Raw genomic sequence first — 16407 nt, forward strand, 5'->3', positions numbered from 1 at the left:
CATGGAATAAGAAGGAGAAACGCATATGTCAAATGTATACATGAAAACCAGGATACAGGAAGGCAAGCAAGCAAGAGAGTATTTAAAAGACATAAAAAATAAGCGGATTTTGATCGTTTGCGATAAGTTTCTTTCAGAGAATGGAGCTGTTACGTATTTAACAGACATTCTTTGTTCCAGCAATGTTGTAGAATTATTTGACAAAGCAATCCCTGATCCCACCATCCAGGTGGTAGGATCGGGACTTTGTATGATGTATCAGGTAAAACCGGATATTGTCATTGGTTTTGGAGGCGGATCTGCCATTGATACCGCAAAAGGAATCATTTATTTTTCTATGATAAAAGAACTGGTTAAAAAGCCCCTCTTTGTTGCAGTTCCAACAACCAGCGGAACCGGATCTGAGGTTACTTCAGCTTCTGTCATAACAGATCCTGATAACAAGAGTAAGCATCTGATTTCGTCGGATGAAATCCTTCCTGATGTAGCTATCTTAGATCCCTCACTGACCTTGTCAGTCCCTCAGGTCGTTACTGCTAATACCGGAATGGATGTGCTGACCCACGCATTAGAGGCTTATGTTGCCACAGGTGCTAACGTTTTCTCTGATGCCATGGCAGAAAAGTCAATCGAGCTTTTATTAAAATCTCTGCTGGGTTGCTACAAGGATGGAAATGATTTAAAAGCTAGGACCAGGATGCAGGAAGCCTCTACCCTTGCAGGAATCGCATTTAATACGGCTGGCCTTGGTGTAAATCACAGCATAGCCCATCAGCTTGGCGGAACCTTTCACATCCCCCATGGTCTGGCAAATGCTATTTTGTTAAATCATGTGATAGAATATAATTGTACAAGCCAGGAGATTATGAATAAGTATGCCGCACTTGCTATAAAAGTACAGTTGGCAGAAGCAAAGGAAGATTCCAGGGTTGCCGTAAAAGCAATCAAAGGACTGATTACAGCTCTCATGCGCTGCATGAATATGCCGTCTTCTGTTATGGAACTGGGAATTGACCGAATGGAATATGAAAATCAACTTAAAAATATGGTAGATAATGCTCTTATGGATGCCTGTTTTGCCACCACTCCTACTAAAATCGCAGGTCCCGGGATACAGAAAATTCTGTTGGATATTTACGATGTCAGGGAGAGTGGCAGTAAAGGATAAAAATATCATAAGACCGAGCTGTTTTATATGACAGCCCGGTCTTCTTATGTTATCCTGATATAGAAATAAATCATTTACAAGAAGATGACAAACATAACTTAGCAGCAAAGAGAGGTCACAGAGATGGAAGATTATCAAGAACTGCTTCATTTAGCCGAGATGCAGTCAGATTCAACAGATGACTATTTCAGTATGGATGAAGACGGCAACATGACAAAACTAGATATTATCCACTTGTTTGGAAAGGAAAAACTGGAGAATATCCAAAAGAGTCTTTCAAAAGCAACCGGCGTAGCATTTGTTACGGTGGATTTTAGAGGGGAGCCAATTACGGATGCAACGTTTTTTTCCGGTTTCTGCAATCAGGTTCGAAATAGCAAAGAGGCCATAGAAGGTTGTAAATCTTCTGATGCCTTTGGCTCTATACAAGCAGCTGTAACAAAAAAGGCCAATGTATATTTTTGCCCCTGCGGACTTTTAGAGATGGCAATCCCCATCATTGTCAGAGGGCACTATCTAGGAGGCTTTATCGGGGGACAGGTCCAGTGTGTGGATGCCCCTGAATCTGTAAGCCGCCTGGCTTCTGTTATGCGTTCGGACCAATCAAAAGAGGTAAGAGAAAAATGTGAGGAGTTTCGAAAGGAAATTCCTGTTTTTCCCTATGAGAAGTTTCTGGATATAGCCAATTTGGTTTTCCTTGTAATCAATCAGCTAAGTGAAAATGAAGTCAGCAAACATATTCATGAAGATGCATTAAAGAAGCGCTTAAAAGGAATTCAGGGATCCAATCAGCTTCTAGTCAAAGAAATTACGAAAAAGAACATGGAGTTGCAGGAACTAAAGATGAATTTCAATCCCTGTGAGACTATGGATGTGATGACTTCCCTCATGAATTTATCTATTATAGAAGATAAAGAACAATTTCAGGAATTTCTGGGTTCTTTTATTGAATATACCAAATATAAATGTATGGACAAGGGAACCTTTGTCCCTATATCAAAAGAACTGGATTATGCAGAAAATTATTTGCTGATTCAAAAAAAGAAGCTGGGAGACCGGCTTAATTATTCCATTCAGGTGCCAAGAGAGATGCATATGAGAAAGATGCCTTCCGGTATTTTACTGCCATTTGTTCAAGATGCTCTGTATAATGGAATCGCATTAAAAAAACAGGGAGGGAAGATTTCCATAGGCGGCTCCATAAGGAATAACAACTTAGCCCTTGAGATCAGCGACGATGGCCCCAGTCTTTCAGAAGTGGAATTAGAAGCCAAATATGAGGCATTTAAGGACAAGCACGAAGGGTATTATATTAGCTTGGGGAAAGATTATGCCAGGGATAAGATGAGAAGGCTTTTTGGTGAAGAGTATAAAATTATATCAGAGGGCACTAGGAATAAGGGGTGTAAAAGCGTTCTGATCTGGCCCGGACATTATGAAGAAAGGACGGAATAATCATGTATAGGGTTCTGATTGCAGATGATGATATTTTAATGCAGGAAGCCTTAAAGATTTTAATATCCCGAGAAGAATCATTCCAAATAGTCCAGGTAGTAGGCGATGGAGAGAGCGCAGTAAGAGCATGCAAAGAAGGTTCCATAGACATTGTATTTATGGATATGATGATGCCCGGTATGACAGGACTGGAAGCCAGCAGGATCATTCATCAGTCGAATCCGGAGATCACCATTTATATGCTTTCCGCCTTTTCAACTCATGTTTTTGTCAGGAGTATGGCAAGAGATGAAGTAAAAGATGTTTTGGAGAAACCCGTTACATGGGGCCACGTAAAAAAGATACTAGAGAACTACAAGACCAATCATGAAGATACCGTTATGAATCATCATGAGGCACTTGCAATGCTTCTGAGGCAAAAAGATTTTGGGGAATTTTACAAAAGTCTTTCCGGGATTATTGACGGTATTTATGAGATGGCAGGAGGGGATTTCGTAAGACTGATTAAACTATTTACCTATATCGGACAGAATCTTTTGGATACCAGAATGGTCTACGATGAGAATATGCAGATTGGAGAGCTATTTCCTATTAATGAAGCACTTATTCTTGAAAGGAAGACATCGGAACTCTGGCTTTTTAGAGTGATGGATTATCTGTTTCAGCAAAACAGCATGAACCGTTATTCCCTGTTGGAAAATATATTTCTTTATATAGAAAATCATATCAAAGAAGATATAACTCTTAACACGATTACAGAAAACTGTGCCATTAGCCAGGGATATCTAAGCCGTATTTTCCGTGAGCAGCTTAATGTAAGTGTCACAGAGTATATTCATATGAAAAAGATACATCTGGCAAAAGGTTATTTTTATTTTACCGAGGACAGCATTGCCGATGTAGCCTTTCGACTTGGATATAATGAAAGCAGCTATTTTAGTAAGGTATTTAAAAAATATGAGAAGGTAACCGTGAAAGAATATAAAAGTGAGACACGCAAAAAATGCTCTCTCTAAGTCGTGTTAAAAGCTTCCGACTCTGCCGGAAGCTTTTTTATTTTATAGGAAAGTTCTACGAACTCCCCTATAAAATAAAAAGCACTCCGTGCAGGATGCACATGACGCTTAAGAGGAAGATGTCACTAAAGTGACAGCGCGTCAGCGCCAGAGTCTGACAAGTCAGACTCTTTCTTGGATGTGCTAAAATCTTATAAAGAAGATAATTATAATGTTGGTAACAAATCAATATAATTAAAAGAGGAAACGGATTAAGTTATTGATTTCACATCTATCTCATTATAGTAACCCATCCACCTGGCGGAAACCCATGCCGCGAATGAGCTACTAAAAAGATAGAAATTGTTAGAAAATAACCTTAAGAAATTGCCGGTTTCCCAATTTCCTTCATATATTCTTTAAACGCCTCAGCTATTTCTTTGTACTTTGTATGATGAAGATAATGGGACCCTTCCATGGGGATCATTTTTCCGATGGAGGATTGCTTTACCTGCTCTTCGTGCACTGGAATCCAATTAGGATTTTGTTCATTATTGGATTGAACGAAAAGTAACAGTGGAAAATCGCTGGGATAAGTGAGATTTTCTGCATTTTTAAAGTTCGATCCCAGGTGTTTCAACTCATCAATCAAGGTCGGATTGCTTGAGACTTGATTGGAGATTAGATTCATCTGTTCTTTGGTTTGGTCATCATATGCAAGGGACCCATTGGAGTCAACTGAAACCTTCTTCATCAATCTCATCAAACCGGATTTTTGAAAGAATTCCATAGTACTTAAAGGCAATTTGGCGTCCATGCCAGGCTGGTTTGGAACACTGCTATCAATGCCTATAAAAGCAGTAACTTCATCAGGATAATTCTTTATATAGGTCGCCCCATAAAGACCTGCAATGGAATGTCCCATTAGAATGTAACGGTCAAGCCCCAATTGCTGTACGGCTTCGTGGATTTCACTGACGATATTCTCTGTTGTTCTTTCCTTCTCGGTTCGATCACTTAATCCATAACCCAAAGGCTCGATTGCCACGACTTTGTAATCAGGTGTCAATTCATCAATTAATAACTTAAAGTCAAGTACAGGCGAAGGGGTTCCTTGTCCAGGGAGAAGGACGATGGTCTGCTCTCCATTCCCTTGTATGGACACATTCATGTTTTTCCCATCCACAACAACATGCTGACCGTAAGGCTTTATCTTCTTTTTCTCAATCCCATTGCAGATTCCGTTCACAACATACGTAATGCCAAGAAATAAGATGAATGCAACAAGTATCCCTGCAATTATTTTTAATAATAAGTTTCGTTTTTTACCATTTTTAGTCCCATCATTTTTTGAGACTTTCTCTGTTCTTGCCATGTTCAAATTCTCCTGTCTTTGTATCGGTAGATCAATTTTCAAATAGACAATAAGTATAATAAATTAATATGTCCCCATTGTGATGGTTATATGTACTGAGTGTAAACAAGCAAAGAAAGCTGAAATTCCTGTATGTCTGATGCCAGTTCATGGCCAATCTTTAGACGATTCTAATCTAAGTCTTCATTGAAAATACTTTCCAACATCCTGAAAAAATTTTTATTTCTCATTCATAATTTGTATCAAACCCGCATATGATATAAATAGTAAGGTTATTAAACTTAATGAACCAAAGGAGAGGATATAGCTATGGCTGAGATACATTACTTAATATCGGATGCATCGAGGAAAGTCGATGTGGAATCCCATGTCCTTCGATACTGGGAGGACGAGCTACAATTAGACATTCCCAGAAATGAGATGGGGCACCGGTATTACACCGAATCGCACATCCGTTTGTTCAGGCAGATCAAAGACTTGAAAGAAAAGGGATACCAGTTAAAAGCCATCAAAACAGCGCTTGATAAGGTCATTGAAGGAAGCGAAGATCCCATCATCCCCGATGATTTATTGGATGGCCAGATCACTCAGGAATTAAAAGAGGGAAGCTTATATGGTCAAGAGAGCGGGACAATCCTGGATATACATAATACAGCGCCAGTTTCCATCGCACAAGAAAAGATGGAGCAGTTCCAGGAAATCATGAACCACATTATAGGACGAGCATTAGAAGTCAATAATGAACAGCTAAGCCAGGATGTGAGCTGTCTGGTCAATGATAAGGTCATTAAGGAAATGCAGTATCTCATGAATTTAAAGGAAGAAAAAGAAGAAGAGCGTTACAAGCAATTGGACGAGCTTTTAAGAATTTATCAAAAAGACAACAAAGGCCGTGCAGAAGCAGCAGCTTCCAAAATTCCGTTTTTCAACCGCAATAAAAAGTTCGGAAGAAACGGTAAAAAACTGTAATACCACACTACTTTCAGATAAATAACAGGGACTCCTGTTAAGGCAAAAATCCGCAGCTGCCACTGAAAGTGAGACTGCGGATTTTTCTATATTATTCTTATTTTCTACAAGCATTTACAAACGTCTGAAAGATTCCAAAAGCTGCATTATCTTTTTTCCATAAATATTCCGGATGCCATTGAACCCCCAAAAAGAAGGGATAACCAGGCATTTCTATGGCTTCCACCAGTTGGTCAGGGGAATAGGCTGTTGCAATAAGACCAGGTGCTACGTCCTTTACTGCCTGATGGTGCATGCTGTTTACTTTAAGCACCGTTTCTCCTGTTACCTTGGAGAGTAGGCTTCCTTCCTTTAAGGTGACGGTATGGCTAGGCATGTCGTAATAAAAGGGTTGCGTATGGGCAATGGGAAACTCCCTCTTTACCTGGGAAGGGATATCCTGCCAGATATTACCTCCAAGCCCGATGTTTAAAATCTGGATTCCCCTGCAGATTCCAAGAATCGGTTTTTCTAAAGCTAATATCATGGGAAGCAGTGTTAGTTCCATCTGATCTCGTTCATTAGAAACATTCCCGCATCCTTCTTTAGTTTCCTCTCCAAATAAAAAAGGATGGACATCTGGACCTCCAGCAAACAGGAAGCCGTCAAGTTCATCTACAAGCTGTTTTAAATCATCTTTAAGGCATTCTAAGGGCAGTACGACAGGAATGGCTCCTGCGGCCGTTAAAGCTCTTAAATAGGTAGGGCGCATCTTAATATCATGGTTATCTGTGTCGTGATAAGGAGTCAGACCAATCAGGGGCTTTCTCATATAAGAAACATCCTTTCTCTCACCATAGAAGGAGACCAATGAAATAACAAAATGCCCCTTCCTTTCGGAAGAGGCATTTATGTATTCATAAATTAAGCTTCGGAAATAGCTCCAGTTGGGCATACACCTTCACAAGCGCCACAATCGATACAAGAATCAGCATCAATAACAAACAGAGAATCACCCTGGCTGATAGCGCTTACTGGGCATTCGCCTTCGCATGTTCCGCAACTAACACAAGCTTCACTAATAACACGTGCCATAATAAATTACCTCCATATATTCTATACATTTTTTATTATTTTATACTATTAATAAAAATTAATCAAGTAGCAAACTATGCATTTCATGTATAATTTTAGGAGCAAGGACGGTTAGCTTTGTCTAATCTGGCGTCTTTGATGCCCTTTAAGATGATTTTCTTAGCGGCAACGGCACCTTCCTTTGACATGGGGGGAACATCCTTTAGAGGATATTCCATCCCAAGGCTTTCATACTTCACTTTGCCCATGTCATGATAAGGGAGAACGTCCAGTGCTTTGACGTTTTTCAGTTCTCCGATAAAGCGTCCCAGCCGATATAGATCAGGTTCATGGTCCGTAAGTCCCGGCACAACTACGTGCCGAACCCAAACGGGAACCTCTAACTCATCTAAGTACCGGGCAAAATCCAGAATGTTGTTATTGGAATGTCCGGTTAATGGCTTATGCTTTTCGTCATCAATGTGTTTGAGATCAAGCATGACAAGACTAGTAGATTTTAAAAGCCGTTCAACTTTAGAAAGAAATGCTTTGTCATCCCTTCGGAAGGTTACCCCTGAGGTATCCAAGCAGGTATGAATGTCTTTCTCTCTTGCCGCTTCAAAAAGTTCTGTAACAAACTCAAGCTGCATCATCGGTTCTCCACCGGTGGCCGTTAGGCCGCCGCCCCGGTAAAAGTTCTGGGACGACTCATACTGTTTTAAAATTTCTTCGACTGTCATCTCTGTACCGCCTGCCATCTTCCAGGTATCCGGATTGTGGCAGTACTGACAACGCATAGGGCAACCTTGTAAAAAAACTACCATGCGTACGCCTGGTCCGTCAACGGTACCGAAGCTTTCAATGGAATGGATACTTCCTGTCATGATTGATTCGCCTTCTTTACTATGAATTACATATTGTCGTGGAATGTACGGGAGATAACTTCATCCTGCTGATCTTTTGTCAGTTTGATAAAGTTTACTGCATAACCGGAAACACGAACAGTAAGCTGTGGATAATTTTCCGGATGATTCTGAGCGTCTAAAAGTGTTTCACGAGTGAATACATTAACGTTTAAATGATGACCGCCTTCTGCTACATAGCCATCTAATAAATTTACAAGATTGTCAATTTGGGATGTGCTGATATTTGTCATAGTGTTTATCCTCCTTATGTGGTTGTTAAATTGTGTGTTGTTAGTCTTCCTGGTCTAGACCGGAGAAGAGAGTTGGCACTTTACATGCCATATCGCCTTCTGCACAGTCTGAGGAGCTAGTAATATTCATTGTTTTTGCCAATGTCTTATCGGCGCTTATGGTACCGTTCTCGGCAACACGGATGTTCATGTGTCCACCGTTTCCACCCATGAATTCATCAAGCATGGAGACGATATCATCAATTTGTTTGTCTTTCGGATCTGCCATAGCAGTCACTCCTTATTTCTGGTCTTCGCTAAGTTCCAGTTCCAAATCTACCTCTAAATCACCTGAGAAAATCTGGTCTTCCTTACCAAGAGCACCTGGTATGATGGAGAAGGTATTTGAGATACCATCCTGAGCATCCTTAAATGGAAGCTTTGCAACGGATGCAAGGGAAGCAACAGCGCCATGAGTATCTCTGTGGTGCATTGGATTAGCGCCTGGTGCAAATGCGTCACCTTTCTTACGTCCATCAGGAGTTGCTCCTGTGTTCTTACCATATACTACGTTTGAGGTAATTGTCAAGATAGAGGTTGTAGCAATACCATTTCTGTAAGTGTGGTTTTCCTTAATATAGGTCATAAATGTGTGAACCAGATCGTGAGCGATTAAGTCAACACGGTCATCGTTGTTGCCGAATTTAGGGAAATCACCTTCAACTTCATAATCAGTAACAATACCATTCTCGTCGCGGATAGCCTTAACCTTTGCATACTTGATAGCAGAAAGGGAGTCAGCTACTACGGAAAGTCCAGCGATACCTGTTGCGAACCAACGGGTTACTTCTCTATCATGAAGAGCCATCTGAATGCGCTCATAGCTGTATTTGTCATGCATGTAGTGAATGATGTTTAAAGTGTTTACATAAACAGAAGCAAGCCACTTCATCATCTGCTTGTAGGATTCTAATACTTCATCATATTCTAAATATTCAGAAGTGATTGGACGGTATTTAGGTCCGATCTGCTTTTTAGAAATCTCATCCACACCACCGTTGATAGAGTATAAAAGACATTTTGCAAGGTTAGCACGAGCGCCGAAGAACTGCATCTCTTTACCAACTCTCATGGAAGATACACAACAAGCGATGGCATAGTCATCACCGTGAGTAACTCTCATCAGGTCATCGTTTTCATACTGAATGGCTGAGGACTCGATAGAAGACTTAGCACAGAAGCGTTTGAAGCCTTCTGGAAGTCTTGTAGACCAGAGTACAGTTAAGTTTGGCTCTGGAGCGGTTCCTAACGTGCTTAATGTGTGAAGGTAACGGAAGGAAGACTTTGTAACAAGGTGACGTCCGTCAATACCAACACCAGCGATGGATTCTGTTACCCAGGTAGGATCTCCAGAGAATAACTCGTTGTATTCTGGAGTACGTGCAAATTTTACAAGACGAAGCTTCATAACGAAGTGATCTACAAATTCCTGGATCTGTTCTTCTGTAAAGGTACCTGCTTCTAAGTCTCTCTGAGCATATACATCGATAAAGGTAGATGTACGTCCTAAGGACATAGCAGCACCATTTTGATCTTTAACAGCAGCCAAATAGGATAAATAGGTCCACTGGATTGCTTCCTGTACGTTAGCAGCAGGTCTGGAAAGATCACAGCCATAAATCTGGCCAAGCTTCTTTAAATCTTTCAGTGCGCGGATCTGCTCGGATAATTCCTCACGGTCGCGGATTACATCAGCGTACATAACAGTGCTTGTCGTGTCTTTCTGATCTTCTTTATCAAGAATCAGGAAATCAATTCCGTAAAGAGCAACACGGCGGTAGTCACCGATGATACGGCCACGGCCGTAAGCATCTGGAAGACCAGTAATGATATGGCTGGAACGGCAATCACGCATTTCCTGTGTATAACCATCAAAAACACCTGCGTTGTGTGTCTTTCTATGTGCTAAGAAAAATTCTTTTACTTCTGGATCAAGGGTGTAACCATTATCTGCACAAGCCTTCTCTGCCATACGAATTCCGCCGTAAGGCTGTAAGGAACGCTTAAATGGCTTCTCTGTCTGAAATCCTACGATTGTCTCTAAATCTTTATTCAAGTATCCAGGTCCGTGAGAAATAAGGGAAGAGACTACTTTAGTGTCCATATCAAGAACGCCGCCAGCTTCTCTTTCTTTCTTAGATAATTCAAGTACCTGTTTCCAAAGCTCTTTCGTTGCGTCGGTCGCTCCAACAAGGAAAGAGTCGTCACCGTCGTAAGGGGTATAGTTCTTCTGGATAAAGTCCCGGACGTTTACTTCACGTTCCCAAGCGCCGCCATTAAAGGCTTTCCATTCTGGTCTCATTGTTGTACCTCCAAAATTCTTTATTAGTAATGTCAATAGATAAGTGCCGTCAACGATTATATTTGATTATATTTCATATAATCCTTGTATGAATACATTATATATGAATACTGTATACAATGTCAAGCGCAACCGTCTTATTGAGAAAAATTTCTATAACTTGATAAAAACCAACTTTATCTTGATTAATATAAGAAAAAGTATTATATTATAAAGACAATATGTACATTTTAAAAAGGAGGTATACGAGATGCAGATCGATAAAAATATGGTAATCGGTAACTTGCTTCAGGTTGATGATTGTGTAGCACCGATTTTAATGCGTGCAGGAATGCATTGCCTTGGCTGCCCATCCTCTCAGGGTGAATCATTAGAGGAAGCATGTATGGTTCATGGATTAGACTGTGACGTTTTAGTTTCCCAGATTAATGAAGTGCTGGCAGACAGATAAATATAGGTAAGGAGGCAGGTCGTTGTGATCTGCCTCCTTATTTTTTTGCTGGAATTACTAATACCGTCTATTCTTTTAAAGGAAAGTATTGATTCACCATTCTATGAACTTCCTCCAGCCATTGTTTTCTCTCATCACTGGTACTGCCAGCGATAATACGAAACATGGTTCTGTCAAATTCCTTTACACCACAGAAATCAAAGATACAATCTTTCCAAATGCGATGCAGCGGATCCCCAAATACAATGTCTTCTCTGTCTTTTGGAGTGTTCGAAGTATTAAATACAAGACCTGTCTTAGCTTTTAAGAGGCCGATAGGAAGTCCGCCTCCATCATCTCCCTCTGGGAAGGTGTAAGCTATGTTTTCTCTTAATATTCTGTCAACCCATCCCTTTAAGATCGCAGGAGGCTGTCCCCACCAGTTAGGATGAACAATAATGATGCCATCTGCGGTTTTAATCTCTTTTTGGTGAGTAAGAACCAGAAGATCTTCCGTGCTATCGTCAGCCAGTTCGCTGGCAGGTATTACTGGATCGAAATTCTCTTGTGCTAAATCGTGAAACATAACCATATGTCCGTTGTCTTTTAATGTAGTAACAACTGTTTCTGCAATAGCTGCATTGAAGCTGTCTTTGTAAGGGTGTCCTAAAATGACCGAAATTTTCACTGACTTATCCTCCTCTTATTCTGTGTGCCGATCTACATGCATCGAATGATTTTCATCTCTTTTCTCTTCCCGGTAATGTCTCGGGCTGTTTCCATATTCTTGTTTGAAGATCTTTGAAAAGGTAAGGGGATTGTCGTATCCGATTCCGGTGGCAATCTCTTGAATGGACATGGTTGTATCAGTAAGCTGCTTTGCGGCGATATTAAGCTTAAATCTCATAAGGTATTCTTTTGGTGAAACTTGAAGCTGTTTTTTAAAAATAGATGTTAAATAAGAACGATTGATTCCAATGTAATCCGCAATGTCTTGTACCGTAATGTGTTCATAATGGAGCTTTATGTATTGCAGCGCATAGTCCACATAGGTGTCGATGGAATAATCGTACTGCTTTTTGCGGCTAGTTTTAAGAGAGCTCTGCATCTCGATGAGAGAGGAGAGTATCTCATATAAATATCCCACCCGCCGGATCTCATTGAAAAAGGTAAGTTGGTTAAGATCCAGAATCTTCTGAATGAGAGGAAGATAAACCTGACTTGGGATCTGGGAGTGAATGGTTGGAGTTTCTTCGGATAAGCCGGCATAGCTTAAATAAGCCTTTGCCATCTCCCCGTCAAAGGTGATCCACATGTATTGCCATGGATTTTCATAGTTGGCATGATAGCGGATCGGAATCCCCTTGGGAATTAAAAAGATGTCGTCGGTCTTTAGATCGTACTTCTTATCACCGATAATGAGAGCACCAGTACCTTGCAGCACAAAATGAAGATGATACTCGTTTGGTATCTTATGATCGTAGGTGTAGCCAGGTGGACACTTCTGGATACCGCAGTGAACAAGATATAAATCATTGGTCTGCCTTTGAATGTTTCTTAGACAGCGGAAGCCAGCTACATTATTGTACGTGGTTTGTTTATCCATGAATGAAATTCCACCTCCCTATAGAAAAAGACCCTTCAGACAGCGTGTCAAAACGAGTATCTGATGGGTCTATTATACAGGAAGGCATTATGACATGCAAATATTTTTTACGATGAAAAGTCCTTAACGGTACATTTTCATATAATCTCCATGAGCATCGATAAGCTCATCAACCATTGCCCGAATGTCCTTTATATTAAGCTCAGCGCTGGTATGAGGATCCAGCATGGCTGCTTGGTAGATCTTAGAGATATCCCTGTCGTGGGCTGCCTCTATGGTTAGAAGTTGGGGATTGATATTCGTCATGTTCATGGCTGCAAGCTGGGTGGGAATGCGACCCACCAGACAAGGGGTGATTCCACTTCCATCTACGAGACAGGGAACCTCGACACAAGCATCGGCGGGAAGATTCTCAATTAGACCGTGGTTTAACACACTTGCTCCGATTTTGTAAGGAACATTGGTTACGATTGCTTCCATAATATAGGAAGCGTATTCAAGGGAACGGGTGTGAGTAATCTCTCCCTTATTTATTATAGAAGCTTTTTCATCCTCCCAACCCTTAATTTGTTTGATGCAGCGCCTTGGATATTCGTCTAGGGGGATCTGGAATTCTTCAATCATATCTGGATAGTTTGATTTGATAAACAGGGGATTGTATTCTGCATTATGTTCACTGGATTCGGTGCAGTAGTAGCCCAGATGTTGTATGTATTCATAACGCACCATATCTTTATGCTTTTCCCGTCTGTTTTTTTCGAGCGCTCGTTCCCGAATCTTTGGATAAAGGTCATTGCCATCCCGGTCCTTGATTTTTAACAGCCAAGCCATGTGATTGATTCCTGCAATTAACTCGGTACGGCCTTCAAGCTGATCCTCCATATCAAGCCCTTTTAATAAGGTCTCGGAACATACCTGAACACTGTGACACAAGCCAATGGTCTTAATGGAGGAATAACGTTGTAGATAGCCTGTTAATATTGCCATTGGATTGGTGTAATTTAAAAAATAGGCATTGGGGCAAACTTCTTCCATGTCTCTTGCAAACTCTTCCAGGACTGGAATGGTTCTTAATCCTCTCATAATCCCCCCAATTCCCAGTGTATCGGCAATGGTCTGTTTCAGACCGTATTTCTTCGGGACATCGAAGTCAATGATGGTACAGGGATCGTACCCTCCTACCTGAATGGCGTTTACGACAAACGTAGCATCCCTTAGAGCCTCTTTCCTGTTCTCAATTCCCAGATAGGTGGTGATCTCAGACCGGCCCTGGTTGATGTTTTTGTTGATTGCATTTAGAATCAGCTCTGAATCGGAGAGGCGCTCCGAGTCAATGTCATAAAGGGCGATTTTTGCATCTTGAAGCACTGGGGTGCACATGCAGTCACCCAGAACATTTCGAGCGAAAATGGTGCTTCCTGCGCCCATAAACGTGATCTTTATCATTTCATTTCCTCCTTGTTTTTCGTTGCTACCCTGATGATGCTATTGTATAATTGACATAGGTAAAAAGATAGGAAGATTGTTTCATATCTTTGTTAATTTGTTGCATGGAGGTGCTTTTTTATGAATCAGACAGCAAGAGGACTTACCATCTATTTTTGTGGTCATGAGTCCTGTGCTCCTGGCCATTTTTTTGGTCCTGCCATCAGGACTCATTATCTTTTGCACGTGGTTCTTAAGGGCAAGGGAATCTACCGGGCAGGAAATGTAGAGTACGCTTTAAAGGAAGGGGATGGGTTTTTAATAAAGCCTCAGGAAATCACCTTTTATGAGGCAGACCCCGAGGACCCTTGGGAATACTCCTGGGTATCCTTTGCCGGGGTGGAGGCAGAACGTCTTCTTCGGGAACACAGGCAGGAAGAGAGAGGGTATGTGTATCAATTTAAGGAAGAAGAGGAGTGGAAGAACTGTTTATCTAAGCTGGTGGATGTATTTTTGTCTGGCGGGGACAGACAAGATGCTATGACAGGGTATCTCTATCTTTTATTTTCCATGCTTCCTTTAAAGAAGGAGGAAGGGGCGTTTGAGGCCAGCTATGTATCGAAGGCAGAGGCATACATACATCATAACTTCAGCTACTCCATCCAGATTGAGGATGTGGCAAAACACGTGGGGATTGACAGGACTTATCTATATAAGCTTTTTATAAAGTATAAAAAAATATCTCCCAAGCAGTATCTAACCGCTTACCGAATTATGGAGGCAAAAAGGCTGTTAGAGGATACGGAACTTACCATGACAGAAACTGGCCTCTCCTGCGGGTTTCACGATGCGTCCGTATTTTGCAGATGTTTTCAGCAGGCAGAGGGGTTGTCCCCCTTACAATACCGGAGAGGAATATTAAATTAAGGTGGTTGATATAACAAAATGCCATAATCCCATAACAAAAATCTATATGATTTATGCAACTTCTATATTATAATGACTACACACAGAAGAAAAATGCACAAAAAACCATGGAAATAGAATTGAAAAACATATAAAATGGTTAAAACAGGGAGGTAGCAAAATGAAACGTAAATGGGGATTTACAGCAGCAGCGATTGCAATTGCTGCTACAGCACTTGTGGGTTGCTCCAGTCAGCAAGCAGGAAAAGAAACGACTACGGCAGGCAAAGAAGAGACAAAGCAGGCAGAAGAGACCACCAAAGCGGCTGAGAATGCTGGAGGTGGTAAGACACTGACAGTTGCCATCTGGGATAAGAATCAGGAACCTGGACTAACAGAAATCATGAGTGATTTTACAAAGGCCACCGGAATTAAGACTCAGATTCAAATCACCCCATGGGAGCAGTACTGGACCATGCTGGAGGCAGGAGCCACAGGCGGATCTTTACCTGATGTGTTCTGGATGCATTCCAACGAGATCTCAAAGTATGCTCAGTATGATATGCTTCTTGATTTAACCGATAAAATTAAAGACAGCAAGACCCTTGAGATGGATAAGTTCCCCAAGGAGATTGTAGATATTTATAAGTGGGAAGGGAAAAAGCAGCTTGCAGTACCAAAAGACATTGATACCATTGCTCTGTGGTACAACAAGACCATGTTTGATGAAGCTGGAATCTCTTATCCCGATGCAACCTGGACCTGGGATACCTTTGCAGATGCAGCAAAGAAGTTGACAAAGTCTGATGGAAGCCAGTATGGATTTACGGTGAAACCAACCAATGATCAGGCTGGTTGGTGTAATATTGTTTATGATATGGGCGGCTATGTTATCAGTGATGATAAAAAGTCCTCAGGTTTTGGTCAGGAAGGAACCATCAAGGGACTTACGTTCCTTACGGATTTAATGAAAAAAGGTTACGCACCTCCATATGAGGTTGTTGCAGAGAATGCAGATGAGGCTTTGTTTGAGGCTGGTAAAGTAGCGATGATTACACAGGGTTCTTGGATGCTTCCAGAGCTTTGTAACAACGATTATGTAAAAGCAAATTGTGACATTGCAGTTCTTCCAAAGGATGCCGCATCAGGCAAACGAATTTCTATCTATAATGGTCTTGGTTGGGCGGCATCTGCCAATACCTCCATGCCTGAAGAAGCTTGGAAGCTGATTGAATACATGGGTTCTAAGGAAGCGCAGCAAAAACAGTCTGACCTTGGAGTGGTAATATCTGCTTACGAAGGAACCACAGATAACTGGGTGAAAGCTTATCCAGCATTTAATTTAAAAGCATATCTTGATATGAAAGAGGACATTGTAATCCGTCCATATTCAAAATCAACCATGGTATGGACCAATATGATCCATGATAAGCTGATCGATGCCTGGAACGGAAACAAGACCACAGAGGAAGTATGTAAGGATATTGAGAAAGAAATGAATTCCATGCTTGCAAGCGAATAGGGAATG

At 41.1% G+C, this 16407-nt stretch carries 17 protein-coding genes; 7 read left to right on the forward strand and 10 right to left on the reverse strand.

Going from position 1 to position 16407, the window contains the following annotated elements; all coding sequences use genetic code 11:
• Window positions 1-25 precede the first annotated feature (25 nt).
• From BET01_RS04125 to BET01_RS04135, 3 genes are all read left to right on the forward strand, one after another.
• A complete protein-coding gene (locus tag BET01_RS04125) occupies window positions 26-1168 on the forward strand; it encodes a 1-propanol dehydrogenase PduQ (protein WP_120195495.1) in 1143 nt (380 codons plus the stop codon).
• Window positions 1169-1291: 123 nt separating this feature from the next.
• Window positions 1292-2623: a PocR ligand-binding domain-containing protein gene (locus tag BET01_RS04130; protein WP_120195496.1), complete on the forward strand. Its 1332-nt coding sequence runs from the start codon at window positions 1292-1294 to the stop codon at window positions 2621-2623.
• Between the two features lie 2 nt (window positions 2624-2625).
• A complete protein-coding gene (locus BET01_RS04135; RefSeq protein WP_120195497.1) occupies window positions 2626-3639 on the forward strand; it encodes a response regulator in 1014 nt (337 codons plus the stop codon).
• A 358-nt stretch (window positions 3640-3997) separates the two neighbouring features.
• Here the strand turns inward: BET01_RS04135 and BET01_RS04140 are convergent, their stop codons facing one another.
• The gene (locus BET01_RS04140) at window positions 3998-4993 is read right to left on the reverse strand and encodes an alpha/beta fold hydrolase (protein ID WP_120195498.1); all 996 of its coding nucleotides are present in this window, start codon (window positions 4991-4993) and stop codon (window positions 3998-4000) included.
• Between the two features lie 309 nt (window positions 4994-5302).
• On the opposite strand from BET01_RS04140, the gene BET01_RS04145 reads away from it, so the two are divergent.
• Complete coding sequence (locus BET01_RS04145) at window positions 5303-5962, forward strand: helix-turn-helix domain-containing protein (RefSeq protein WP_120195499.1); 660 nt, start codon at window positions 5303-5305, stop codon at window positions 5960-5962.
• A 97-nt stretch (window positions 5963-6059) separates the two neighbouring features.
• Here the strand turns inward: BET01_RS04145 and BET01_RS04150 are convergent, their stop codons facing one another.
• From BET01_RS04150 to pflB, 6 genes are all read right to left on the reverse strand, one after another.
• A complete protein-coding gene (locus BET01_RS04150) occupies window positions 6060-6773 on the reverse strand; it encodes a gamma-glutamyl-gamma-aminobutyrate hydrolase family protein (RefSeq protein WP_120195500.1) in 714 nt (237 codons plus the stop codon).
• A 92-nt stretch (window positions 6774-6865) separates the two neighbouring features.
• Window positions 6866-7036 carry a DUF362 domain-containing protein gene (locus tag BET01_RS04155; RefSeq protein WP_120195501.1) on the reverse strand — a complete coding sequence of 57 codons (171 nt, stop codon included), beginning with the start codon at window positions 7034-7036 and terminating at the stop codon, window positions 6866-6868.
• 95 nt (window positions 7037-7131) lie between these two features.
• Entirely contained in the window at window positions 7132-7899 is a 768-nt protein-coding gene (gene pflA / locus BET01_RS04160) for a pyruvate formate-lyase-activating protein (protein ID WP_207667561.1), read from the reverse strand.
• Window positions 7900-7925: 26 nt separating this feature from the next.
• Window positions 7926-8171: an autonomous glycyl radical cofactor GrcA3 gene (gene grcA3, locus BET01_RS04165; RefSeq protein ID WP_120195503.1), complete on the reverse strand. Its 246-nt coding sequence runs from the start codon at window positions 8169-8171 to the stop codon at window positions 7926-7928.
• Window positions 8172-8211: 40 nt separating this feature from the next.
• Window positions 8212-8439 carry a hypothetical protein gene (locus BET01_RS04170; RefSeq protein WP_120195504.1) on the reverse strand — a complete coding sequence of 76 codons (228 nt, stop codon included), beginning with the start codon at window positions 8437-8439 and terminating at the stop codon, window positions 8212-8214.
• Between the two features lie 12 nt (window positions 8440-8451).
• Window positions 8452-10512: a formate C-acetyltransferase gene (gene pflB / locus BET01_RS04175; protein WP_120195505.1), complete on the reverse strand. Its 2061-nt coding sequence runs from the start codon at window positions 10510-10512 to the stop codon at window positions 8452-8454.
• A 250-nt stretch (window positions 10513-10762) separates the two neighbouring features.
• Between pflB and BET01_RS04180 the strand changes: the two genes are divergently transcribed.
• Window positions 10763-10963, forward strand: coding sequence for a DUF1858 domain-containing protein (locus BET01_RS04180; protein ID WP_120195506.1), 201 nt, complete (start codon window positions 10763-10765; stop codon window positions 10961-10963).
• A 67-nt stretch (window positions 10964-11030) separates the two neighbouring features.
• Here BET01_RS04180 and BET01_RS04185 read toward each other — a convergent pair whose 3' ends face one another.
• The 3 genes from BET01_RS04185 to melA all read right to left on the reverse strand — a co-directional run bounded on the left by BET01_RS04185 (window position 11031) and on the right by melA (window position 13994).
• The gene (locus tag BET01_RS04185; protein ID WP_120195507.1) at window positions 11031-11630 is read right to left on the reverse strand and encodes an NAD(P)H-dependent oxidoreductase; all 600 of its coding nucleotides are present in this window, start codon (window positions 11628-11630) and stop codon (window positions 11031-11033) included.
• Between the two features lie 15 nt (window positions 11631-11645).
• On the reverse strand, window positions 11646-12548 hold the full coding sequence (locus tag BET01_RS04190) for an AraC family transcriptional regulator (RefSeq protein WP_120195508.1): 903 nt from the start codon (window positions 12546-12548) through the stop codon (window positions 11646-11648).
• Window positions 12549-12671: 123 nt separating this feature from the next.
• On the reverse strand, window positions 12672-13994 hold the full coding sequence (gene melA, locus BET01_RS04195) for an alpha-glucosidase/alpha-galactosidase (protein ID WP_120195509.1): 1323 nt from the start codon (window positions 13992-13994) through the stop codon (window positions 12672-12674).
• Window positions 13995-14114: 120 nt separating this feature from the next.
• On the opposite strand from melA, the gene BET01_RS04200 reads away from it, so the two are divergent.
• Window positions 14115-14900, forward strand: a complete 786-nt coding sequence (locus BET01_RS04200) for an AraC family transcriptional regulator (protein WP_120195510.1) — start codon at window positions 14115-14117, stop codon at window positions 14898-14900.
• A 160-nt stretch (window positions 14901-15060) separates the two neighbouring features.
• Window positions 15061-16401 carry an ABC transporter substrate-binding protein gene (locus tag BET01_RS04205; protein WP_120195511.1) on the forward strand — a complete coding sequence of 447 codons (1341 nt, stop codon included), beginning with the start codon at window positions 15061-15063 and terminating at the stop codon, window positions 16399-16401.
• Window positions 16402-16407 lie beyond the last annotated feature (6 nt).

This window comes from Lacrimispora algidixylanolytica (genome assembly GCF_003609635.1).
Classification (GTDB): domain Bacteria; phylum Bacillota; class Clostridia; order Lachnospirales; family Lachnospiraceae; genus Lacrimispora; species Lacrimispora algidixylanolytica.